Origin of the sequence: Vreelandella arctica (assembly GCF_037070215.1) — a bacterium.
In the GTDB taxonomy this organism is placed as follows: domain Bacteria; phylum Pseudomonadota; class Gammaproteobacteria; order Pseudomonadales; family Halomonadaceae; genus Vreelandella; species Vreelandella arctica.
In genome coordinates this window covers 76792-100174 of the sequence record NZ_JBANSN010000009.1, presented here as the reverse complement: position 1 = coordinate 100174, position 23383 = coordinate 76792, and the positions used below count along the sequence as shown (strand labels likewise).

Genomic DNA, 23383 nt, shown 5'->3' with positions numbered 1-23383 from the left:
GTTGATAAGTACGTCATCATGGGTCTCATTTGAGGCCCATGATGGTTAACAGACTTTAAAAAATGGCTATCAAATAAAGGACAAAGGCATGATTGAAAAGCTGTTTATTGACCGCGCGCCACAGCCTATCGCACCGTTTTCTCATGCGTGCCGCGTAGGTGATCTGGTGTTTATCACGGGGCAAATGCCGACGGTGCCGGAAACCAACGAAATGCTATTGGGGACTTTCACCGAGCAGACCCACCGGGTGATGCAGAACCTAGCGATTGTGCTGGAAGAAGTTGGCAGCGCCTTCGAGTATGTGGTGCAGTCAAGGGTGTTTATTACCAATATGGGCCACTTTGACGAGGTCAATAAGGTTTATGCGAGCTACTTCCCCCAGCCGCTGCCTACCCGCACCTGCATTGGGGTGACCGGCCTTGCGGGCGGTGCCGATGTGGAAGTCGATATGATTGCCTGGATTCCGCCGTCGCAACAATAAACCTTATCAGTAGGCTATTCTCACGGCTGCCAGTGCGCCACAACGCAATTTCGCCCCGCCTCTTTGGCGGCATAGAGCGCTTGGTCGGCCTGGGCAACGGCGACTGCCTGACTGTGGTCTAAATCACTGGTGAGCGCCAGTGGTGCAATCCCCACGCTGACCGTGAGTGTCACCACCGTCGGCGTTTGGGACTCGCCCGCCGTCAGATAAAACGGCTCCCGGGCTATTCGTTCGCGAATACGCTCGCCTAGCTGGACTACCTGTTGGTGCGATAAATCACCTGCCGTAACGGCAAACTCTTCACCGCCAAGCCTTGCCAGACAATCCTCGGGCCGCAGGGCATCATGGACACGCTTTGCCATCTCCACCAATAGCTCATCCCCTGCGGGGTGGCCGTAGCGATCATTGATATTTTTAAAGTAATCAATATCAATCATCAGCAAGTAATAGGCTGCCGCTACAGGGCGCTCATTGAGTTGCGCTAAGTGATTAGCCAAGCCGCGTCTGTTGCGCGTGCCGGTCAAGGCGTCAAACTCCGCTGCTGCCCAGGCTTGCTCTTCGATATTTTTGCGTTGGCTAATGTCGATGACTAGACCGCCGATACGCGCCAAATAGCCATCCTCGGTGTAATAGCTTTCCATCACCAACTCGTGCCAGCGCCACTGCCCGGATGCGACCCTAAGCTGGACATCAATACGACAATGGGTTTGCAGTCGCTGATAGCACTCGCGAATCACACCAAACACCCTTAATCGGTCGGCGGGCATGGCATGGGCCAGTAAGCGACGCAACGGGAGCATGGCGTAATCGCCAGGGTATCCCAGCGAAAGCAACAACGCCGAAGAGCACCAGGTGGCGCCGCTGCGCGTGTTGATCTCCCAGGTGCCGCATGCGGCGACCTGCTGCAGCAGATCAACCTGACGCTGCCTGCGGGTAAGCTGCTGACGATAGATAGCCGAGGCGATCAGTTCGGCGCCGATCACTAGCGCCTGCAACCCCGCCCCCTCCCAGTCAACTTCGCGCTCACAGTCGTCAAAGCCCAAGGTGCCCCACCACTGACCATTCACCATAATCGGAACAGTGACCATTGATTGAATCGACTGGCTTTCCAAATTGTCGCGCAGCGTTCCCAGATCCACCTTCGAGGTAATACAGGTGTGCGATTCACCGCGCTCACGACGATTGACCATTTCCTCATACTCGGCATCGTCGATCAGCGTGGTAAAAAAGCGAAAGCGTTTTTGCGTTCGCTCACGATAGTGCGAGGAAGACGCCCACTCAAAAACAAAATCCTGCAGGACACCGTTTGGGCTGCGTTCTATGGTTTAAAATATCCACACGCGATTGACACCCGATGCCTCTCCTAGCGCCGCCAATAGCTTATCGACTCCTTCACTCCAAAAGTGCGCGTCGATTAACGCACGGCTACCCACGGCAAGGGCATTTAGCAGGCTCGGCGCATCCGGCGAAAAAGGAGCAGGCATAACAGGATCTCTTTACTTTTCTTAGAGACTATCACACAGCTTTCTGTGGATTACACACCATGCCCATAAAGAGTGATGCTAGCGGGTGCTAACGGCGTTTGCTCACGATGGGTCGTCAGCGGTTTCCCGGCTAGCGCCGTGAGCAGGATTTGCAGCGGGTCGCCATGGCTTACCAACAGGATGATTTCACCTGCGTATTGCTGTTCTAGCCCTTCCATCACGGCGCTCATGCGCGCCGCTACTGAACTAACGGCTTCCACCTGATGATGAGTATGATCGGCATTACGGCTGTCCAGTGCCCATACGTCAGGATAATGCGCATCAGTCTGCCCATCGAATTCGCCAAAATAACGCTCCCGCAAGCGCTTATCTACTGCCATCTCAAGCTTAAAAGCGCTCGCCACCTGGGCAGCCGTTTGGGTCGTCCTTAAAAAATCTGAATGCACCACTTTGGTGGGCACAGGCCACCCCCTCTCAGCCACCGCCTGGGCAAGCTGGCGCTCGCCGATCGCCGAGAGACCAAACTCGTTAATACCGCGCTCAGGGCTGCTGATAATTAGCCCCTGTTGGTTTGCTTGGCTGTGGCCGTGGCGCATTAATAAATAGCGATTGCGCCAATGGTCGGAGGGAGACTGTAAAGTATTTGACATAAGTTTGTCACAAACCCTAGATTGAAGGTGTCTGCTTTCGAAAATAACCATCCTTCGCGCGGAATGTCCACTTACGAACCATTTTTCGTTTTCATAAGTAGCAAATCGCAGTGAAGAGAACACAGCATTAACCATAGCAAGCACACAACAATAACCGTACAAACGAGGCATACCATGGCAACTTCGCTCTTCCGCAAGCGCCCGCTTGCAATGCTTACCGCCGCATCACTCCTTCCGCTCGCCCTGTTAACAACACCTGCTTTCGCTGAGTGTGAGCGGGGTGATTTGGCTGCCATTTATTGCGACGAAGATGGCGATATGGTCGCTGATCGTCCGTCTGACGAGTCTGAGTGGGTTAATCCCGATACGCTGATCTTTGCCTATACCCCGGTAGAAGATCCGGCCATTTATTCAGATATCTGGCAGCCCTTTATCGATCACTTGGCGGAAGTCACCGAGCGCGATGTGCGCTTCTTCGCGGTGCAGTCCAACGCGGCGCAGGTAGAAGCCATGCGCAGCGGGCGGCTGCATATTGCTGGGTTCTCTACCGGCCCCACACCGTTTGCGGTGAATTTGGCTGGTGCTGTGCCATTTGCATTGATGGGCTCTGATAGCGGCCAATTTGGTTATACCCTGCAGCTATTTACCCACGTCGATTCCGACATTCACGAGGTAGAAGACCTCAAAGGTAAGCGTGTCGCCCACACCTCGCCCACCTCCAACTCGGGGAACTTGGCCCCTCGCGCCCTGCTGCCTGAACTCGGCATTACGCCCGATGAAGATTACGAGGTTGTCTACTCGGGTAGCCACGATCAGTCCATGCTAGGTGTTGTGGCCCAAGACTATGACGCCGCTCCTGTGGCCTCTGAAGTCGTCGAGCGGATGGCCGCCCGCGGCCTTTACGATGAAGAGGACGTGCGGCTGATTTTTGAGTCCGACCGCTTCCCCACCACGTCTTACAACTACGCCCATAACCTGCACCCAGATCTGGTCAAAAAAATCGAAGAAGCCTTTTTCAGCTTTGATTTTGTCGGCACCGAGCTAGGAGAGGAGTTTGAAGGCGTCGAGAAATTTATTCCCATCAACTACCAGGATAACTGGAAGGTAATCCGCACCATTCAGGCGGCTAATGATGTGAGTTATACGCCAGAAAATCTGGAAGAGTAAACGTAACGCATCGCCTCCGGCGGTGCGGTTATTTTCTCGACGATGGAAGCGGACACATGCTGGAAATTACCAATCTGGTCAAACGTTATGGTCACGATGAAGCCGTGCTGAAAGGGCTTGACCTCAAGGTAAATGGGAACAGTGTTGTTTCTATCGTAGGCGCCTCGGGTGCAGGTAAAAGCACCATGCTGAGATGTATTAATCGCCTGGTCGAGCCCACCTCTGGCTCAATCAAACTCAACGGCAATGAGCTGGTGAACCTGAAAGGCGCTGAACTGCGCCGTGCTCGCCGCAAAATCGGCATGGTGTTCCAGGGCTTTAATCTGCTGGATCGTTTGACCGTGATGGAGAACGTGCTGGCCGGGCGGTTGGGTTACGTCAATCTCTATCAAGCGATATCGCGCCGCTATCCCCAGGCAGATATTGAACGTGCGTTTGTGCTGATGGAGCGGGTGGGAATCGCTCACTACGCCAACAAGCGCGCGGATGAGCTATCCGGCGGTGAGCGCCAGCGGGTAGGCGTGGTTCGTGCGCTAATGCAGGAACCTGAAGTCCTGCTGGCAGACGAACCAACGGCCTCTCTCGACCCACGCACCTCCGAGCAGATCATGATACTGCTGCAGAGCCTGGCCAGCGAGCTGTCGCTGCCGGTGCTCATTAATATCCACAACGTGGCACAGGCCAAAACCTATACCGAGCGCATAGTGGGTCTACGCCACGGCAAGATGATCTTTGATGGGTTGCCTGCCGACTTCAACAAAGACGCGCTAGACGCCATTTACGGCGGCATTGAAGCACCGGACGATGCGATCACCGAGAATCCAGCGGAGGAGCGCGCCCATGACTCCGCCTGACGCTACCACTGCCTCACCACGTACTTGGAAAAAGCCGCCGTTTATCGCCAATCCGCTGCTGCGCTACGGTTTGATCATCGTCGCCGTAGTCTATTTGGTCTGGGCGTTCGGCTCGCTGCCATTCAACTGGGCGCGAATCTCTGAAGGGTTGCCTCGCGCCACGCGTATTTTTAGTGGCGGCTTCCCGCCCAATTTAGAGCGCTACGAGCTACTGCTGACAGGTTTTAAAGAGAGCTTTCAAATCGCCATTTTGGCCACATTGATGGGGGTTTTGCTCTCTATTCCTTTTGCCGTGATGGCGGCGCGCAATATCGCTCCAATGCCGATTTACATCATTGGCCGAGCAGTGATTATTGTCTCACGCAGCTTCCACCCGGTGATCGTGGCGATTCTGTTCGTCGCTGCTGTCGGCTTTGGTCCGCTGGCGGGTATCCTTACCCTCACGCTCTATTCGATTGGTTTTGTCGGCAAGCTGCTCGCCGAAGAAATCGAGGAAATTAACTGGGGGCAGGTTGAAGCGATGAAAGCCGCGGGAGCGGGCTATTTGGCGATTCTATTTTATGCGGTTTTCCCGCAAATACTGCCACGCCAGGTCGGCCTTTCCATGTACCAATTGGACAGCAACCTTCGCGCCTCAGCAGTGGTTGGAATCGTGGGGGCAGGCGGCATTGGCGGCACGCTCATGAACGCCTTTGGGCGCTACGATTACGATTTCGCCTTTGCGATTCTGCTCGTTATTATCGCGGTCATTTTGCTCAGCGAAGGTGTCAGCGGCTGGGTAAGGAAAAAAATATGGTAGATCACGCACAGCAACTTGCCGACCGTGTTTGGCAACGTTACGACCGCAAGCAACGCCTTATTCGCTACGCCGTGCTCCTAGCCACCTTGATAGTAGTGGTCTGGACGGTGCGCGACATTGATATTTTTTGGCCCTGGGTATGGGATGCGCCTAACCAAATCTCTGCGCTTGGGGGGCGCATGTGGCCGCCCAGTGCAGCGGGATTTAATGGCATTATCGCAGCGCTCATTGAGACCGTGCATATCGCCACCCTGGCGACCTTCTTAACCATTTTCTTGGCCTTACCGGTGGCCTATATTGCGGCCCAAAACACTACGCCAAACCGTACCTGCCTGTGGCTGGGGCGTTTTATTCTCGTCTCCAGCCGTTCGGTAAACACCATTATCTGGGCGCTGCTATTCGTGGCAATTTTTGGTCCTGGCGTGCTAGCAGGGATACTCGCCATCGTATTTCGCTCCATTGGCTTTATCGGCAAGTTGATGGGCGAGGCAATCGAGGAAATCGACCGACGCCCCGTAGAGGCGATGGAAGCCACCGGCGCCTCCAAGGCCAAAGTGGTTGCCTATGCGATTGTGCCTCAGGTCATGCCAGCCTTTTTTGCCATTGTGATCCTGCGCTGGGATATCAATATCCGCGAATCGACAGTGCTTGGCTTAGTGGGTGCGGGCGGTATTGGGGTGATCCTGCAAGGTGCCATTGACACCTTTGCCTGGCCAACCGTGGCGACCATTTTGATTGCCATTATTGTGCTGGTGCTGATTGGCGAAGCCATCACCAGTTTGCTGCGCGGCAAAGTCCTGTAGGTGGCCTAAGCGTTTGACCTAGCGCCAAACGCTTGCCATGTTTAAAGGATCATCAACGACAAGGAGTATGCACAGCGATGACAACTTATATCGTGGTAGCCGACGCCGCTCGCGCGCGTATTTTTACCCGTGATTCGCTTAATCTTGCCGAAAAGGAAAGCCTGGTACATGCAGCAGGAAGACTTCATGAAGGCGATTTAATCACTGATCGCCGCGGCGCCGATGTGCATGAGTCAACATCCTCTACGTCACGCTCTTCTGGAGAAGAAAACGTTGCTTCACAGCACGAGAATGAACTGTTTGCTAAAGAGGTCGCTCAACACCTCTACAGTGCGCGGGTTAAGAACAGCCTGGAAAAGCTAATCATGGTCGCCCCACCTAAATTTTTAGGCCTGTTGCGTGACAAGCTTGATGGCCCGACCCAGAAACTGGTCATTCACTCCCTTTCGAAAGACCTAAGCAAAGCCTCGCTAGCAGAAATTCAAACTGCCGTGAGCGACTTACGTTAGACGTATTAACTTTACAATCTCCTTACTAACCTAAAGTAGTGGTCGCTCTCGCCGATACTAAGAAGTTCTATCAACAGTGCCTCCCTGGGTACTGACATGCACTTCGACGTCGAGAGCGATCATGTTTTCTACCCTCCGAGCACGCATTCTACTAGCTGCGCTAGTAGTGATTACTCTTGCCCTGATGATTAACGGCATTGCCAGCTATACCACGGTAAAACACCATAATAATCAACAAATAACCCGTAATCTAAGTGCCGTGGTTAAAGGTAATACGCAAGCTATCAACGAGTGGTTTAGCGCACGCTATACGATGCTGTCCAGTATGGAAGATGCGGTTAATAGCGATGACCCGCTTGCCGCGCTGCGCCAATTAGAGTCCTCAGGCAATTTCATGAGTACCTACATTGCCCACCCCTCTACGTCAGCCGCTATTTTTTCCGATGGCTGGGAGCCCCCTAGTGATTATGATCCTCGCCAGCGTCCCTGGTACCAAGACGCGGTAAGTGCAGGAGAAACCATTATTACTACCCCCTATGTAGATGCCCAAAGCGGTGGCCTTATCGTTACGTTTGCGCGCCCTTATTATCAAAACGAAAAGCTAGCAGCTGTGGTTGGGGCCGATATTGCCATCACTGATGTCATAGAGATTGTTAGCGGCATTGCACCGACAGACGCTAGCTTTGGTTTTCTTACTACGAATGACGGCACGCTCGTCGCTCACCCTGATGCTAACTTAACACTAGAGCCTGTATCAGCAATTAGCGCACAGCTTACCCCTGCGATGCTCGACCAACTGTCCCGTGCCTCCACACCCATTGCCCTCACACTACAAGATAGCGACAAATTACTTTTAGGCAGTCCGGTAGGTGGCAGTAGCGGTTGGCAATTAGTGGTGGCGTTAGATGAAGCCGAAGCCACAACGGGCCTTCGGGCAATCGCGACAACATCCATTGTGACGCTAATCATTGTTGCTGGCATCACGATAATTACATTTGGCCTGCTGTTAACTTTTCTCCTGCGTCGTTTGCTTAGCGTGCGCAATGCATTGATGAGCATAGCCAGCGGCAGCGGCGATTTAACTCAGCGCTTATCAGAAGATGGTCGCGACGAGGTGGCACAAATTGCCAGCGCCTTTAACCAGTTTGTCGCGAAAATGGATGGTGTCATGCTCACCATTCGTGACAGCAGCCAATCGGTTCAAACCGCGGCCAGTGAAATCGCCCTTGGTGGCCAGGATTTATCGCGGCGCACCGACAATGCGGCCTCAAGCCTTCAGCAGAGCTCTGCTTCCATTGAAGAAATCACCAGCACTATCGAACATACCGCTTCCTCGGCACAACATGCTAATCAACTGTCGTTAGACGCATCTGAAGTAGCGAACCGCGGTGGTGACGTAGTGGGCCAGGTTGTTGCCACCATGGACGATATTTCGGCTTCATCTACGCGAATCAGAGAGATTGTTACGTTCATGGATGGCATCGCCTTCCAGACCAACCTGCTGGCATTGAATGCCTCTGTAGAGGCTGCACGCGCTGGTGAGCATGGCCGTGGGTTTGCAGTGGTAGCCGATGAAGTACGTAAACTGGCTCAGCGCAGCAGCGATGCCTCCAGTGAGATCAAAACGCTCATAGATACTTCTCACCAAACTGTTACCAACGGTACTCAGTTGGTTAAGAGCGCGGGCTCTACCATGCAAGAGATTGTCGTTAGCATCACTCGTGTAACCGATGTATTGAACGAAATTACCGCCGCTACGCGTGAGCAAAGTGATGGTATCAGTCAGGTCAATATTGCCGTGTCCGAACTCGACCGCATGACGCAACAGAATGCCGCCATGGTGGAAGAATCCACCACTGCAGCTGAGCAGCTAAAAGATCAGTCACTACGCTTGGCAGATGCAGTGGGCGGCTTCAAACTTTCAGAATCAGCGTCTGCTCCGTTAGCATTAAGCAACGCCAGAGCCTATACCACCTAATCTCAAGAGCAAAGCCAGTGGAGATGTTAAGGAATCGGCGGCAGCGCAATATCGTCACTGCGTTTAGCCCCAGCGGTCATTTCACGGCATAGCCGCAAGAACTCACGCACACCGGTGGTGAGGTACTTGTGGCGGTGCCATATAAAGGTGAATTGACGCTTCAAATCCAACTCCGGCGTGGGCAGCGGTACCAAGCTGCCGCGCCGGAAGGCATCGCGCAGGGCTAGGCGTGAGACACAGCCAATGCCCAACCCTGATTCCACGGCGCGCTTGATGCCCTCGGTGTGCTCAAGTTCCAACAAGGTATTAAACCGGCTGCGGCGGTGTCGCGCAGCGTGCTCCAGCGTCATACGCGTGCCCGAGCCCTCTTCACGCATGATCCAGTCCTCACGCAGTAGCTGCTCAAGCTCAAGGTGCTCGCGGCCTGCCAGTGGGTGGCGCGGCGAGCAGAACACGCATAGCTCGTCTTCTACCCACGGCTGGCTGATAATCATCTCATCGTCGCACTGCCCCTCGATCAGCCCTAAATCCAGCGAATGTTGACGCACTCCTTCGATAATATGGCGGGTATTGCGCACCGCTAAGCGTACACGGCTGCCAGGGTGGCGCTGCATAAAATCGCTGATAAGCAGCGTGGCTAGATAGTTGCCAATGGTTAGCGTGGCGCCTACCTCCAGCGACCCAACCCCCTGCTGGCCGCGCAGGAGTTCTTCTATCTCTTCCCCCCGATCGAGCAGCGCCACCGCTTTGGGCAACAGTTGAAAGCCCAGTGCGTTGAGCTTTAAGCGCTTGCCGATGCGATCGAGCAGCTGGCAATCGAACTGCCGCTCCAGCTCGGCAAGCGCGGTACTGGTCGCTGACTGAGACATGGAGAGCGCCCGCGCCGCATGGGAGACGCTCTCATGCTGGGCGACCGCTACAAAAACTTCCAACTGCCGCAAAGTGTAGTGCATAGAGTCTGACCTTTATTTGATCTATATCTATTTTTCAGATAACCGATATCAATATAATTCGCTTAACAGATATACCACCCTTTGCTTAGACTTGTTGGCAACTTATTAAATCATTTTTATTCTTTTTAAGAATATGATCGATGCGGTGTAACGCCAGCATCGACTAATGGAGAACCGGCATGAGTAAGTTTGCTCTGGAAGAAGTGCTTAGCGTTCATCACTGGAACGATACCCTGTTCAGCTTTCGCACCACACGCGAGCGCAGTCTGCGCTTCAAAACCGGTCAGTTTGTAATGATTGGTCTGGAAGTGAATGGCAAGCCGCTAATGCGCGCTTACTCGATTGCCAGCCCCAACTATGAAGACCACCTTGAGTTCTTCAGCATCAAAGTGCCCGACGGCCCGCTGACCTCACGCCTACAGCACTTGAAAGTGGGCGATCAGATCATGGTCAGCCGTAAGCCAACCGGCACGCTGGTGACCGATGATCTACTGCCTGGTCGTAACCTTTACATGCTTTCGACTGGTACTGGTCTGGCGCCCTTTATGAGCTTGATCCAAGACCCCGACGTTTACGAGCGCTACGAGAAAATCGTGCTGGTACACGGTGTGCGTGAAGTCTCTGAGCTGGCTTACGCCGACTTCATCACCAAAGAGCTGCCCGCGCACGAATACCTGGGTGAAGATATCACTGAAAAGCTGGTCTACTACCCGACCGTTACCCGTGAAGAGTTCCACACCATGGGCCGCCTGACCGACCATATCCGTACCGGTAAGCTGTTCGAAGATACCGGATTGCCGCCCATCGATCCGCGTCAGGATCGTGCCATGATCTGCGGTAGCCCCGCCATGCTAGACGATACCAGCGCACTGCTTGATGAGCTGGGTCTAAATATCTCGCCGCGCATGGGCGAGCCGGGCGACTACGTGATTGAACGCGCTTTCGTCGAAAAGTAAGTTAACCACTAGCCATTAAAAACCCCCGCTACTCGGTTTGAGGATATAAACCGGCTAGCGGGAGTTTTGTATGCTGGCGCCTTTAAACGGCGTCTTTACCGGTTTCGCCGGTACGGATACGAATCACCTGCTCTAACGGCATCACAAAGATTTTGCCGTCGCCGATTTTACCCGTGTTAGCGACTTGGGTGATGGCATCGATCACCTGCTCGGCCATATCGTCGTCCACGGCTACTTCCAGCTTCACCTTGGGCAGGAAGTCCACCACATACTCAGCGCCACGATACAGCTCGGTATGCCCTTTCTGACGCCCAAAACCTTTCACTTCCGTCACCGTAATACCCTGTACACCGATGTCGGAGAGCGACTCGCGCACATCGTCAAGCTTGAACGGCTTGATAATAGCTGTGATCAATTTCATTACCATATCCTCTAACTGGGTGGCCGTGATGGGGTTGAGTTGAAGGGCTGCAAGTATCGCAACCGATAACCGCTACTCACCAGCATACACCGCTATCGACAGAGAATAAAAAAGCCTCCCACTTTAGGGGAGGCTATAAGGAGCACACCAGCTCAATGGGTAGGCATTACCTTATTTCTTAATACCAAATTCGGGGTAGGCTTCGAGACCACATTCAGCGATATCAACGCCTTCATACTCTTCTTCTTCGCTGACCCGGATACCCATGATGGCTTTCAGGATTAGCCATACCACCAGGCTTGCCAGGAAGACCCAACCGAAGATACCGGCAATACCGATGATTTGAGCACCAAATGACGCGCCGTCGTTGTTCAATGGCACCGCCAGCACGCCCCAGATCCCGACAACACCGTGCACTGAGATCGCGCCGACCGGATCATCCAGTTTCACTTTATCGAGGGTGACGATGGCAGCGACAACGATGATGCCGCCCACTGCACCAATAATCGTGGCGCCTAGTGCGGTCGGAGAGAGCGGATCAGCGGTGATTGCCACCAGACCCGCCAGCGCACCGTTCAGTGCCATGGTCAGGTCCGCTTTACGGAACCACAGTTTGGCCAGAATCAGTGCCGCAATCACACCACCTGCTGCTGCAGCGTTGGTATTTACAAACACTTGCGCCACGTTATTCGCAGAATCGACGGCCGCCAGCTTGAGCTCGGAACCACCGTTAAAGCCGAACCAGCCCATCCAAAGAATGAAGGTACCCAGCGTTGCCAGCGGCATGTTGGCACCGGGAATCGCGTGGATAGAACCATCTTTGCCATATTTGCCTTTACGCGGCCCGAGCACGATGACACCAGCGAGTGCTGCAGCTGCACCGGCAAGGTGCACAATGCCTGAGCCAGCATAGTCAGAGTAGCCAACTTCAGACAACCAGCCGCCACCCCACGTCCAGTAGCCAGACACCGGATAGATAAACGCGGTCATCACCACTGCAAAGGCCAGGAATGCCCACAGCTTCATACGCTCGGCCACGGCACCCGACACAATCGACATGGCGGTGGCGACAAAGACTACCTGGAAGAAGAAGTCAGAACGCATGGAGTAGTAGGGGGCGTCATCGCCGCCTGCGGTCACCGCATCAACGCTGTTTTCAGCGCCAATCAGGAAGCCTAGGTTAGGCAGAAAGCCGCCAGCGCTGCTGGAGTACATGATGTAGTAGCCCACCAGCAGGTACATGGTGCAGGCAATCGCAAACAGCGCGATATTTTTGGTCAGAATTTCAGCGGTATTTTTGGAGCGTACCAAGCCCGCTTCCAACATGGAGAAGCCTGCGGCCATCCACATCACCAGCACGCCGCAAATTAGAAAGTAGAACGTATCGAGCGCGTAGCTCAAATCAGCTAACTCATTCATAAGGTGTTCCCCGTTATTCTATGAGAAGTTATACGCAAAAGACGGCTATGCAGCCCTGTTCGCGTGGCGTCCGTTATACGGCGTCAGCGCCACGCTCACCGGTGCGGATACGAATCACGTCTTCCAGTGGCGTAACAAACACCTTGCCGTCACCGATTTTTCCGCTGTTGGCTGCGCTACAGATTGCGTCCAGCACGCTTTCTAATCGTGCATCGTCGACGGCCACTTCCACTTTTACCTTGGGCAGAAAGTCGACAACGTATTCGGCGCCACGGTACAGCTCGGTATGCCCTTTCTGACGGCCAAACCCTTTAACTTCAGTAACGGTGATGCCCTGAACTCCGTTGTCGGCGAGTGCCTCACGAACATCGTCGAGCTTGAATGGCTTGATGATAGCGGTGATGAGTTTCATCCCGGATCTCCCCTGCTGGATAAGTCCTGCTAGATTGGTAGCGGCACAGCCGCCAGAATAAGCACCTGAACCGTTAATGCGCATACCGTGCCAGCTGACTTTTTTTTCTTATAATTCAGCTAATTAGACAACAAGGAAAGTCTTTCAAAGCGCTTAATCTCGTCAAATCCATCGTCACACCACGGCTATTGCACCAAAAAAAGGCGTAAGCAAATGTTGCCTGCTCCATTTCGATGCAAACCACCCGCTGAGCAGTTAATCCATTCGACACATGCGAATTCGCCAACTGTTGCGTATCCTTACGGTAAGCCGTTTTTATATATGTTCATTTAGTGAGTTATTAAGGAGAGAGCAGCTATGGCGCCTCAAGACCGCATCAGCCGACTGGCCCAGCAGATTGGCGACCGTTTACAAAACGCCTCTCAGGCACCGGAAGATATCCAAAAAGGCGTACAGCAAGTCGTGCGTGGCGCCTTCGACCGCCTTGAGCTTGTTTCCAGAGAAGATTTCGATATTTTGATGGACGTACTGCAGCGCACGCGTTCGCGGGTAGAGGCGTTAGAGCGCCAAGTGGCTAACCTTGAAGCAGCCGTTGAAGCCTCCACAGCGCCAACCGCCACGCCAGTAGAAGCAGAAGTACCGCCGGTGCCGACGCCAGAGCCAGACAGTGACAGCAATGAAGACGAAAAACCGACCAAACGGTAAACCCATTTACTGCCTAGTCAATTAGTTAGCGGTTATCGGCAATAGCGTGACATCACCTATTGCCGACGTCTGCCGTCATGATGGTCGCCTTGCTCTATCATGCCCTCTCAGCCCTCCCCATCCTCATAAATACGAATCAATATCATTGACATTTTAGCTGTCAATGATACCTTCCTGGTGTAGCCGTTATCTTCAAGCGCCATTCGTTCTTCGCTAGTGGAGCCGTTGAGAAAGGCGACCTGGTAAAAATAAGTCGCGTGCAAGCACCAAGATAGATCAAACCGGTGCCGACGCCGCTGCGGGATGGCCTCTGCCAGCGCAGATTTTTTCATTTTGACGAGTCGTCTTGCGTACTGATGCGCCAATTTGATGCATATCATTGAAAACAATAGCGCATGACCTATGAAATCACTCGCGACTCACCCGCCTATAAACCAAACACAGCAGACCCTGACGTCGCAGTCGCTGGAACAATTGGGGTTGCGCTTCGGCATCGATTATCGAATTGAGGGGAGGTGTGCAAAAGTAGCGCCCGTCGCCCAAGGCCAAGTACATGATGTCAGCCTTTCCCCGTCGCTCCATTTAACGCTCTCGGACCTACAGGTTGAGCGTACCTACTGGTCGACTTCCCGCCAGTCAGTGCCCTGGTTCATTAGCGTTGTGCTCGAAGGTCATATCACCGCCACGGTGGGTTCTGAATGCTTTGCCCTCATGGCAGGCGATGGGCTGTGCGCGCACTTCAATTCTCAGCATTCGCTCACGGTCTGTCAGCCCGCCCAGCCGCGCCTACGCACGGTGAATCTTGCAGTACTCGCAACAGAACCTCATGGGCTTCCTCTATCCCCCGCAGCCCCGCTGTTGCATCGCTGGCGGCTACCTGAAGCGCTGCTTCTGGCCCTGCGCGCCAACATCGACCAGCCGACAAGTGCTTGCCGGCAACCGCTGGTGTGGCAAGGGCTAGCGCTACAACTACTCGGTCATGGCTTACCCGCTGACCCGTTATCGCCGCTGGCGGCACGCTCTGCCTCCCATCACCGTGAAACACGCTTAACCTCTCGAGACCGCGGCTGTCTGGCGACGCTTCACCAGCAGATTGCCGATCAACCAATGAAGAACTACTGCTTGGATGGCTTGGCCCGTGATGTAGCCATGAGCCCTAGCAGCCTGCGTCAGAAGTTTCGCGCCTATTACGGTTACTCACTTTTTGAGCACCTGCGCCAATGCCGCTTAACCCAGGCATATCACGATCTGCAGCGTGGTTATAGTGTGCAGCAGGCTGCCCATGCGAGCGGTTATCGCCACGCCACTAATTTTGCCACCGCTTTCAAGCGCGCTTTTGGGATGGCGCCCCACGCTGTGTTGAAACGCCATTAAGACACCACTCACTTGTCTTTAGCAGTAAGTTCCTCTCCCAGGCATTTTTTGGCATCAGGCATAACACCTTTGTCATTGCGCATACCTTTCCACTGCAATAAAAAGTAATAATTCTCATTAACACGTTTGCTTCATTGCTTTTTATTGCAGGTACCACCCATGCTTACTTCCCATCATCGCTTTCTACGCTCTCCGCTTAGCGCCGCTGTTATCGCAGCACTGTCGGTATCACCGCTTTATGCACAGGAAAACACCACGCTGGGTACCGTCACGGTGACCGCTCAGCAGGCCGCCACCAAAGTCGAGACGCCGTTTATCGAAACACCCCAGAGCGTCTCTACCATTACGCGCGAACAGATGGATAACCGCGGTGTAAGCACCGTTCAGCGAGCCACTGACTACACGCCCGGCGTTTATAGCAATCAAATCGGCGCCTCCAACCGTTTTGACTATCTCGTGCTGCGCGGGTTTTCGGACGGTAGCTTGAGCAATACTTTCTTAGATGGTTTGAAGATCATGGGCGATGCCAACTCCCATAGCAGCATGCATATCGACCCGTGGTTTCTAGAAAGTATCGAAGTAGTGCGCGGGCCCGCCTCGGTGCTCTATGGTCGTGCCTCCCCTGGCGGAGTGGTCGCCCTGAACAGTAAGCGGCCCGAATTTGAACAGGGCGGTGAGCTGCGTTTTCGAGTGGGTAATAATAACCAGCGCAGCGCCGCTTTTGACCTTACCGGGCCACTTGGCGCTGAGCAGCGGGTGGCCTTTCGCCTGACCGGCATTGCCAGCGCCGCGGACACCCAGTTTGGCCCGGCAGAAGAGGAGCGCTACGCCATTGCGCCCCGGCTCGCTTGGGATATCACCGATGACACCAGCCTAACGGTAGAAGCCTACTTGCAGGATGAACCCGAAGGCGGCTACCACTCCGGCGTCCCCTATGAAGGCGCCGTGGTCGCCCACAATGGCCGTAAGATCAGCAACAACTTCTTTGATGGCGAAGAGGATTACGACACCTATGAGCGCACCCAGCGCATGGTCGGCTACGCCCTGGAGCACCGCTTTAACGATCAGGTGACCGGTCGGCAGTTGATGCGCTACCTCAATTCAGATGTGGTGCTCAATCAGGTCTACGGTTTTGGCTGGACCTCGCCTACGTCTGATGAACTCACCCGCTACTACTCCGGCAGCAATGAATCGCTAGACGCCTGGACGCTCGATAACCAGTTAGAAGCCAACATTAGCAGTGGCTTTATGGATCACACGCTGCTGTTCGGGGTGGATTACCAGCAGCGGGAAAACGACGTCTCTTGGCCATCCGGGTATTTTCCGTCGATCAATGCGTTTAACCCTGTGTATGGCAGCGAACCCATCGAGTTTTACGCCCCGGTGCGGGAACGCCACGAAATCGACCAAACCGGCGTTTACCTGCAAGACCAAATCGCCCTCAATGACTGGCGCTTCACCCTGGGCGGCCGCTACGACTGGGTGAATATCGACAATACCAACCGCGACAGTGGGGATACCAGCTCGCTCAGCGATACCCAGTTCAGTGGCCGCGCCGGGGTGGTCTACCTGTTCGATAACGGCGTGGCGCCCTACTTAAGCTACTCCACCGCGTTCACCCCCACCAGTTTCGTGGATGAAAGTGGCGATCTGCTGCAACCGATGGAAGGCGAACAGTGGGAAACCGGCGTCAAATTCCAACCAAACGGCAGCGCCAGCCAGTACAGCGCGGCCCTGTTCCACATCAGCCAGGAGAACGTCGCCACCAAAGAGCAGCCCACTGACCCTTACCGGGCCGTGGGTGAAATCGAATCCCAAGGGCTGGAACTGGAAGCGCAAACACGGTTGAGCGACACCCTTTCGCTACAGGCGGGCTACAGCTTCACCGATATCACTTACGCCAAAAGCGATGACGGCAACCAGGGCAATAACGCGATTTACTCACCCCGACACCAGGTTCAACTGTGGGGCCACTACGAGGGCAACAAGGGTTGGCTAAACGGCGTGGATATGGGTGTCGGCGTACGCCACTACGCGGATATCGCCGCTGACCGGTCCAACACCGAAAGCGTGCCCGACTACACCCTGGTCGATGCCACCGTTGGCTATGACCTTAGCCAACTCGGTGTTGAAGGGGTCGAGACACGTCTGAATGTGAGCAACCTGCTGGATAAAGAGTACGTGGCTTCCTGCAACTCCCTGGAGTACTGCTACTTTGGCGCCGAGCGGGGCATCACTGCCAGCGTTCACTACCGATTCTAAGCCTCCGCTCAGAGCCATTGCCTAAGTATCGAGAAGTAATCATGAACATATTTGCCCAGGCCGCCGCGCCTGGGCTTTTTTACCTGCACTCATGTTTGCAAACAATAAATATTATCGTTTAAATACAGCTCTTATTTTTCTGGATGGCCTCTCTTCATCATGCGCCAAACCACCCTGCTCTCTTTATTTGTACGCTGTGGGCTGTTCGCCGTTTGCCTAATGACTTTTTCAACGGCAAAGGCGCAGTGGGCAACGGTCGACTGGACTATCGCCGAAACCCTGCTGGCCATTGACGCCCCTATTAGCAGCGTTGCCCAACAGGACGCTTACCACGACTGGGTAGGTGAGCCCCGTATATTTAACAGTGCCACTGATATGGGCCTGCGCACCCAACCCAATCTGGAGCTATTGGCCCAAGTACCGCCCGAACAGATACTGATCTCCCCCATGTTCGCTGGCTTAACACCGCGCCTGGAGCGAATCGCACCGGTCACCTCGTTCGCGCTCTATTCGCCCGGCACCGATACCTGGCAAGAGATGCAAACCCTGACCCGCCAGTTGGGCGAGTTAACCGAGCGTCAGCCTCAGGCAGAGCAACTGATCGAAGAAACCCAAACCTTGATGACCACGCTGCGCGAATCCCGGTCCCGCTCACAGTCAGAAATCGCGCCACTGCTCATGGTGCAGTTCATGGATGCCCGCCACGTGCGCGTCTTTGGCGATAACAGTCTTTACAACGCTGTTCTAGAGCAGCTCGAACTCCCTAATGCCTGGGACAAGCCCACCAACGCCTGGGGGTTTGCGCTGGTAGGGGTTGAAGCGCTGGCACGCTACCCTGAGGCAATGTTAGTTATCATCGACCCGCTCCCCGCCGGGGTAGAAGAGCAGCTTGCAAAAAGCGGCCTGTGGCAACAACTTCCCAGCGTCAAGAATGACAACCTGCTACGCCTACCGCCGGTATGGAGCTTCGGCGCATTACCTTCGGCTCAACGCTTTGCCAAGGAACTGACCGCGGTGTTGGAAGACGCTGCAGCAGACAGCGAGCAGCCTTAAGAGGAGTAGCGTTGAGCGCTACCAAAGCGGGCTTAACTAAGGTAGTTTAGCCATAATGGTAAAGCAGGCTTAGATAATATAAGCGTAACGTTGGCCCCCATCATCAGCGAGGAATTGCAATGACATTAGCCATTGTCGCCACCCGCGCAGGCGTAGGTTTAGACGCACCCGCGGTGCATGTTGAAGTGCATCTGGCTAATGGCTTGCCGGGCCTGACGTTAGTGGGCTTACCCGAAACCGCCGTCAAAGAGAGCCGTGAACGGGTGCGCAGTGCATTGGTCAATGCAGGCTTTGATTTCCCTAATACGCGACGAATCACGTTGAACCTCGCCCCCGCTGATCTTCCCAAAGAGGGTGGCCGCTTTGATCTACCTATTGCATTAGGCATTTTGGCCGCCTCTGGGCAAATTCCGGTGGAAGCATTGGAAGGTATGGAGTGTGCCGGTGAGTTGGCCCTAGATGGCAAACTGCGCGCCGTGCCGGGAATACTGCCCTTTGCACTGGCTACGCGGCGGGCGAAAAAAGCGCTGATTATTCCCCGCGACTGCGCCGATGAAGCGGCCCTGGCAGGCGACTTACCGGTGCTGCCTGCCGACACGCTCTGGCAAGTCGTGGCGCACTTACTCGACCAAGAGAAGATTCCCCCGCACAAGCTCAGCGCCTCGGTGAAAACCACCGCCCCGGTGGATGACCTCGCCGATGTGCGCGGCCAGCAGCAGGCGCGGCGGGCGCTCGAAGTCGCCGCTGCTGGGGGTCATAATCTCATATTCGCAGGCCCGCCAGGCACCGGCAAAACCATGTTGGCCAGTCGCCTGCCGGGCATTCTGCCGCCGCTTTCCGAAGAGGATGCCCTGGAAGTCGCCGCCGTGCGCTCGGTCTGCGGCCTGCCACTGGAAGCTGACTGGGGCAAAAGGCCGTTTCGCCAACCCCATCACAGTGCCAGCGCTGCAGCACTAGTCGGCGGCGGCTCGAAACCCAAACCCGGCGAGATTTCACTCGCCCACCACGGCGTGCTGTTTTTAGACGAACTCCCCGAGTTTTCCCGCAACGTATTAGAAGTACTTCGGCAGCCACTGGAAACAGGTACGATTCATTTAGCCCGCGCCAGCCATGAACGCCGTTATCCAGCTCGTTTTCAATTGGTAGCCGCCATGAATCCTTGCCCCTGCGGCCACTTAGGCGACCCGCGCCAGCGTTGCCAGTGTACCGCCAGCCAAATTCATCGTTATCAAGCACGTCTTTCCGGGCCGCTGCTGGATCGCATCGACCTCCAAGTGGAAGTGCCCGCGCTGCCACCTGAACAACTTACTGCGCAGACCCAAGGTGAATCATCAGAAGCGGTGCGTGGGCGGGTAATCGCGGCGCGGGAGCGCCAAATGGCGCGCGGCGCGCTTAACAGTCAGTTAAGCGGCAAAGCCCTGGAAGCCGCCTGCGACCTGAATGATGAAGAACGCGCCTGGCTTGCAGGCGTGCTCGAAAAGCTCAAGCTTTCCGCCCGCGCCTACCACCGCGTTTTGCGGGTGGCGCTTACGCTAGCCGACCTGCAGGGTGAACCCAAACCCACTCAACCGCACTTTATTGAAGCGATTGGCTACCGGCAGTTGGATCGGATGCTGAAGGGAGCTTAGCGAAAAGCGGCACTAGGCCTGATTTTCGCTTAACTGGTCTACAAACCCATCCAGCGCTTCAAAAAGCACCTCCCGGATGGAATCGGCTTCATTGACCAGATGATGACGCGCTTCCGGGTGGCGATGAATCTCGGCATTGGGAAACTTCTTCGCCAGAATCGCTAAATTCCACTCCCAATCAACGGTCAAATCCTGCTCGCCCTGCAAAATCAACGTCGGTAACTGGCTTGGCTCCTGCGCCAGTAGCCGGGGCATCCAACGACGCATAGCGCTCACCCAGGCAACGCTCAAGCGCTCGGGCTGCAGAGGGTCTCCCTCGCGTAGAAATTCGGTGAACTGTTCGTCGGTAGAGTTGGGCCGATATTTACGCGGCAGCTCTTTTACAAAGGGGCTGGCAATCAAGTGCAGCCAGCTTGTTTGGCTCCATCCCCAAGGCCGCACCAGCGGCGCCAGAAGCACCAAGCCTGACCAGCCCGAATCCTCTCGGCGGGTGAGCGCATCGGTAGCTAGAATTGCCCCGCCGGTACTCTGCCCCACCCCCAGCCACGGGGCCGGCGCCATTCCCTGGCTCTTGAGGATGGTCTGCAGGTGGGTCAGACAGTGCTGATAATCATCGAAATCCTCTATTTCCGCGCGCGCACCACTGGAAAGGCCATGGCCCGGAAGGTCCCACAGCACCACCCGCCAGCCCTTGGCCAGCAAACGCTTGAGCAGATGGCGATAAAGGCCCATATGGTCAAAATAACCGTGCACCACGAAAGCGGTGCCTACCGGCTGCGGCGGGCTCCACACTTGGCACCACAGCGCAAAGCGTCCAGTATCAATAAAGCCTGCGTGTACTTCACTGGTATCCAGTAGCAGGACTTCCAGACCATAGTGCTGAAAATAGTCCTGCATGGCGTCGGTCAATATTTCCCCTGGCAGCAGACGGCTAAGGGCGGTCTCGCCCGAAGCATGGCGAAACAAGCCTTCCAGATGTTGGAAATCACGCATCGTTGTTTCTCCATATCGCCATTTTACGTTGGCCTAGACGCGGCAGGCGAGTCGCGCTATCAACTTCTAATGGCTAGTCATTTGGTCGCGCATTTTACCGCTTTAGGGTCTACGCTGTTTACATGCCCGAGCAAATGTGGAATTATTTTCCATAAATACATTTTACTCTGCCCACGGCAAACCATGTTTTAAGAACCCATGTTATAAAAAAACATGTTCTAAAAAACAGAGTGCCCACGGGCATCCTCACAGGAGATACCCCATGAGTGAGCGTATCACGCGCCACCGTTTACAGGTGGCAGCCAATTTAGATCGTTTTATTAATGAGCAGGCGCTACCGGGAACAGGCGTTGATGAAAATGCCTTTTGGGCCGGTGTGGATGCCCTGTTTCATGATCTGACCCCTAAAAACCGTCAATTGCTGGAAGAGCGCGACACGCTACAAGAGAAGCTAGATGCGTGGCACCGGGAAAACCCCGGCCCAGTCACCGATATGCCTGCGTACCGCAGCTTCCTGAAAGAGACCGGCTACTTGGTGGAAACCCCCGCTAACGTCAAAGCGACAACGACGAATGTTGATCGTGAAGTAGCTGTTCAAGCAGGCCCGCAGCTGGTAGTGCCGGTAAGCAATGCGCGCTATGCGCTGAACGCTGCCAATGCGCGCTGGGGCAGCCTTTATGATGCCCTGTACGGCACCGACGCGATTTCAGAAGACGACGGCGCCGAGAAAGGCACCAGCTTCAACCCGAAACGCGGCGCCAAGGTGATTGCCTACGCCCGCGGCGTGCTGGATCGCGCGGCACCGTTGGCCACTGGTTCACACCGTGACGCGGTGAAATACGCTATCCGTGATGAGCATTTGGTCGTCACCCTGGAAGGTGGCCGTGAAACCGGCTTGAAGGATTCCGGCAAGCTGATCGGTTTCACTGGCGAAGGAGCCAAACCCGACGCGATTCTGCTGGGTAACAATGGTCTGCACCTGGAAATCCAGATCGACGCCAGCGATTCCATCGGTAAAACCGACCCAGCAGGCGTGAAGGATGTTGTCGTCGAAGCTGCCCTGACCACGATCATGGATTGTGAAGACTCCGTTGCTGCGGTGGATTCAGAAGACAAGGTCGGCGTTTACAGCAACTGGCTCGGCCTGATGAAGGGCGACCTGGAAGAGAAGATCGAGAAAGGTGACAAGACGTTTACGCGTAAGCTGAACGCCGACCGCACCTGGCAAACCAGCGATGGCGGCAGTGTAACGCTACCCGGTCGTTCGCTGATGTTCGTGCGTAATGTGGGTCACTTGATGACCACACCAGCGATTCTGGATGAAAATGGCAACGAGCTGCCGGAAGGTATCCTGGATGCGGTGGTTACCTCGCTACTCGCGCTGCACGACCTGAAAAAGGATGATAGCCAGCCGCGTAACTCGCGGACCGGCTCGGTCTATATCGTGAAGCCGAAAATGCACGGCCCTAAAGAAGTCGCCTTTGCCAATGAACTGTTTGGCCGCGTTGAAGACCTTCTGGGCATGGACCGTGACACCCTGAAAATGGGCATTATGGACGAGGAACGTCGTACCACCGTCAACCTCAAAGCGTGTATTGCCGAAGCCGCTTCCCGCGTTGCGTTCATCAATACCGGCTTCCTGGATCGCACCGGCGACGAAATGCATACCGCCATGGAAGCAGGCCCCATGGTACGCAAGGGCGACATGAAAGGCGCCAAATGGATAGCGGCCTACGAGAAGAGCAACGTGCAAGTCGGTCTTGCCTGTGGCCTACGCGGTCGTGCGCAAATCGGTAAAGGCATGTGGGCCATGCCGGACCTGATGCACAACATGCTGGAGCAGAAAATCGGCCACCCGAAAGCGGGCGCCAACACCGCCTGGGTACCTTCTCCCACGGCTGCCGCGCTACACGCGCTGCACTATCATCAGGTCAACGTCACCGACGTTCAGCGCGAGCTGGAAGCCCTGGGCGAGCCCGATTATCTCGATGACCTGCTCACCGTGCCGGTCGCGGAAAATCCCAACTGGTCGGATGAAGAGAAGCAACAGGAGCTGGATAACAACTGCCAGGGTATTCTGGGCTACGTGGTGCGCTGGGTAGAGCACGGTGTAGGCTGTTCGAAAGTACCGGACATTCATAACGTCGGCCTGATGGAAGACCGTGCGACGCTGCGTATCTCAAGCCAGCACATTGCCAACTGGCTGCACCATGGCATTGTCGATGCGCCGCGGGTGGAAGAAACCCTTAAGCGTATGGCCAAGGTAGTCGACGAGCAGAACGCAGGCGACCCGACCTACACCGCTATGAGTGCGGACTTTGAAGCCTCTACCGCGTTCAAAGCTGCCTCCGACCTGATCTTCAAAGGTCGCGTCCAGCCTTCTGGCTACACCGAGCCGCTACTCCACGAATGGCGCCAGGTGCACAAAGCTAAACGTGCATAAGGTTAAGTAAGCCCGCTAGCTTATCCATATAGCCCCAAG

The 23383-nt window shown here is 55.1% G+C and carries 23 protein-coding genes; 14 read left to right on the top strand and 9 right to left on the bottom strand.

Annotated elements, in window-relative coordinates:
• The first annotated feature begins 88 nt into the window (after positions 1–88).
• Positions 89–481 (top strand): RidA family protein, encoded by a 393-nt coding sequence (locus V8L70_RS10580; RefSeq protein ID WP_022521312.1) that lies wholly within the window; start codon positions 89–91, stop codon positions 479–481.
• Positions 482–501: 20 nt separating this feature from the next.
• Here the strand turns inward: V8L70_RS10580 and V8L70_RS10575 are convergent, their stop codons facing one another.
• The 3 genes from V8L70_RS10575 to V8L70_RS10565 all read right to left on the bottom strand — a co-directional run bounded on the left by V8L70_RS10575 (position 502) and on the right by V8L70_RS10565 (position 2615).
• On the bottom strand, positions 502–1671 hold the full coding sequence (locus V8L70_RS10575; protein ID WP_232774921.1) for a sensor domain-containing diguanylate cyclase: 1170 nt from the start codon (positions 1669–1671) through the stop codon (positions 502–504).
• Between the two features lie 135 nt (positions 1672–1806).
• Entirely contained in the window at positions 1807–1965 is a 159-nt protein-coding gene (locus tag V8L70_RS10570) for a hypothetical protein (protein WP_232774922.1), read from the bottom strand.
• Between the two features lie 50 nt (positions 1966–2015).
• Positions 2016–2615: a histidine phosphatase family protein gene (locus tag V8L70_RS10565; RefSeq protein ID WP_198556104.1), complete on the bottom strand. Its 600-nt coding sequence runs from the start codon at positions 2613–2615 to the stop codon at positions 2016–2018.
• Between the two features lie 174 nt (positions 2616–2789).
• Between V8L70_RS10565 and phnD the strand changes: the two genes are divergently transcribed.
• The 6 genes from phnD (at position 2790) to V8L70_RS10535 (ending at position 8725) form a co-directional block, all read left to right on the top strand.
• Complete coding sequence (gene phnD, locus V8L70_RS10560) at positions 2790–3782, top strand: phosphate/phosphite/phosphonate ABC transporter substrate-binding protein (protein ID WP_008956569.1); 993 nt, start codon at positions 2790–2792, stop codon at positions 3780–3782.
• 56 nt (positions 3783–3838) lie between these two features.
• Complete coding sequence (phnC, locus tag V8L70_RS10555) at positions 3839–4636, top strand: phosphonate ABC transporter ATP-binding protein (RefSeq protein WP_336269348.1); 798 nt, start codon at positions 3839–3841, stop codon at positions 4634–4636.
• Entirely contained in the window at positions 4623–5435 is an 813-nt protein-coding gene (gene phnE / locus V8L70_RS10550) for a phosphonate ABC transporter, permease protein PhnE (RefSeq protein WP_336269347.1), read from the top strand. The genes phnC and phnE (V8L70_RS10550) overlap by 14 nt, the downstream gene beginning before the upstream one ends.
• On the top strand, positions 5429–6238 hold the full coding sequence (phnE, locus tag V8L70_RS10545; protein WP_336269346.1) for a phosphonate ABC transporter, permease protein PhnE: 810 nt from the start codon (positions 5429–5431) through the stop codon (positions 6236–6238). Before phnE (V8L70_RS10550) ends, phnE (V8L70_RS10545) begins: the two co-directional genes overlap by 7 nt.
• A 77-nt stretch (positions 6239–6315) precedes the next feature.
• Positions 6316–6747: a host attachment protein gene (locus tag V8L70_RS10540; protein ID WP_008956565.1), complete on the top strand. Its 432-nt coding sequence runs from the start codon at positions 6316–6318 to the stop codon at positions 6745–6747.
• Positions 6748–6868: 121 nt separating this feature from the next.
• A complete protein-coding gene (locus V8L70_RS10535) occupies positions 6869–8725 on the top strand; it encodes a methyl-accepting chemotaxis protein (RefSeq protein WP_336269345.1) in 1857 nt (618 codons plus the stop codon).
• Positions 8726–8751: 26 nt separating this feature from the next.
• Here the strand turns inward: V8L70_RS10535 and V8L70_RS10530 are convergent, their stop codons facing one another.
• On the bottom strand, positions 8752–9678 hold the full coding sequence (locus V8L70_RS10530; protein WP_008956563.1) for a LysR family transcriptional regulator: 927 nt from the start codon (positions 9676–9678) through the stop codon (positions 8752–8754).
• 179 nt (positions 9679–9857) lie between these two features.
• Here V8L70_RS10530 and V8L70_RS10525 point away from each other — a divergent pair, with 179 nt between their 5' ends.
• Entirely contained in the window at positions 9858–10634 is a 777-nt protein-coding gene (locus V8L70_RS10525; protein ID WP_008956562.1) for a ferredoxin--NADP reductase, read from the top strand.
• A gap of 82 nt (positions 10635–10716) precedes the next feature.
• Here the strand turns inward: V8L70_RS10525 and glnK are convergent, their stop codons facing one another.
• The 3 genes from glnK to V8L70_RS10510 form a co-directional block, all read right to left on the bottom strand.
• Positions 10717–11055 carry a P-II family nitrogen regulator gene (gene glnK / locus V8L70_RS10520; protein ID WP_007112362.1) on the bottom strand — a complete coding sequence of 113 codons (339 nt, stop codon included), beginning with the start codon at positions 11053–11055 and terminating at the stop codon, positions 10717–10719.
• A gap of 171 nt (positions 11056–11226) precedes the next feature.
• The gene (locus tag V8L70_RS10515; protein WP_101146866.1) at positions 11227–12474 is read right to left on the bottom strand and encodes an ammonium transporter; all 1248 of its coding nucleotides are present in this window, start codon (positions 12472–12474) and stop codon (positions 11227–11229) included.
• Positions 12475–12547: 73 nt separating this feature from the next.
• Positions 12548–12886, bottom strand: a complete 339-nt coding sequence (locus V8L70_RS10510; protein WP_007112359.1) for a P-II family nitrogen regulator — start codon at positions 12884–12886, stop codon at positions 12548–12550.
• Between the two features lie 357 nt (positions 12887–13243).
• Here V8L70_RS10510 and V8L70_RS10505 point away from each other — a divergent pair, with 357 nt between their 5' ends.
• Positions 13244–13591, top strand: coding sequence for an accessory factor UbiK family protein (locus V8L70_RS10505; protein ID WP_101146867.1), 348 nt, complete (start codon positions 13244–13246; stop codon positions 13589–13591).
• A gap of 107 nt (positions 13592–13698) precedes the next feature.
• Here the strand turns inward: V8L70_RS10505 and V8L70_RS10500 are convergent, their stop codons facing one another.
• A complete protein-coding gene (locus V8L70_RS10500; RefSeq protein WP_157826554.1) occupies positions 13699–13923 on the bottom strand; it encodes a hypothetical protein in 225 nt (74 codons plus the stop codon).
• A 70-nt stretch (positions 13924–13993) separates the two neighbouring features.
• Here V8L70_RS10500 and V8L70_RS10495 point away from each other — a divergent pair, with 70 nt between their 5' ends.
• From V8L70_RS10495 to V8L70_RS10480, 4 genes are all read left to right on the top strand, one after another.
• A complete protein-coding gene (locus V8L70_RS10495; RefSeq protein WP_101146869.1) occupies positions 13994–14965 on the top strand; it encodes an AraC family transcriptional regulator in 972 nt (323 codons plus the stop codon).
• Positions 14966–15124: 159 nt separating this feature from the next.
• On the top strand, positions 15125–17227 hold the full coding sequence (locus tag V8L70_RS10490) for a TonB-dependent siderophore receptor (RefSeq protein ID WP_101146870.1): 2103 nt from the start codon (positions 15125–15127) through the stop codon (positions 17225–17227).
• 159 nt (positions 17228–17386) lie between these two features.
• Positions 17387–18280 carry an ABC transporter substrate-binding protein gene (locus tag V8L70_RS10485; RefSeq protein ID WP_101146871.1) on the top strand — a complete coding sequence of 298 codons (894 nt, stop codon included), beginning with the start codon at positions 17387–17389 and terminating at the stop codon, positions 18278–18280.
• A gap of 119 nt (positions 18281–18399) precedes the next feature.
• Positions 18400–19908: a YifB family Mg chelatase-like AAA ATPase gene (locus V8L70_RS10480; RefSeq protein WP_101146872.1), complete on the top strand. Its 1509-nt coding sequence runs from the start codon at positions 18400–18402 to the stop codon at positions 19906–19908.
• A 12-nt stretch (positions 19909–19920) separates the two neighbouring features.
• Here the strand turns inward: V8L70_RS10480 and V8L70_RS10475 are convergent, their stop codons facing one another.
• Positions 19921–20901, bottom strand: a complete 981-nt coding sequence (locus V8L70_RS10475; protein ID WP_101146873.1) for an alpha/beta hydrolase — start codon at positions 20899–20901, stop codon at positions 19921–19923.
• Positions 20902–21163: 262 nt separating this feature from the next.
• Between V8L70_RS10475 and V8L70_RS10470 the strand changes: the two genes are divergently transcribed.
• Entirely contained in the window at positions 21164–23344 is a 2181-nt protein-coding gene (locus V8L70_RS10470; protein WP_101146874.1) for a malate synthase G, read from the top strand.
• Positions 23345–23383 lie beyond the last annotated feature (39 nt).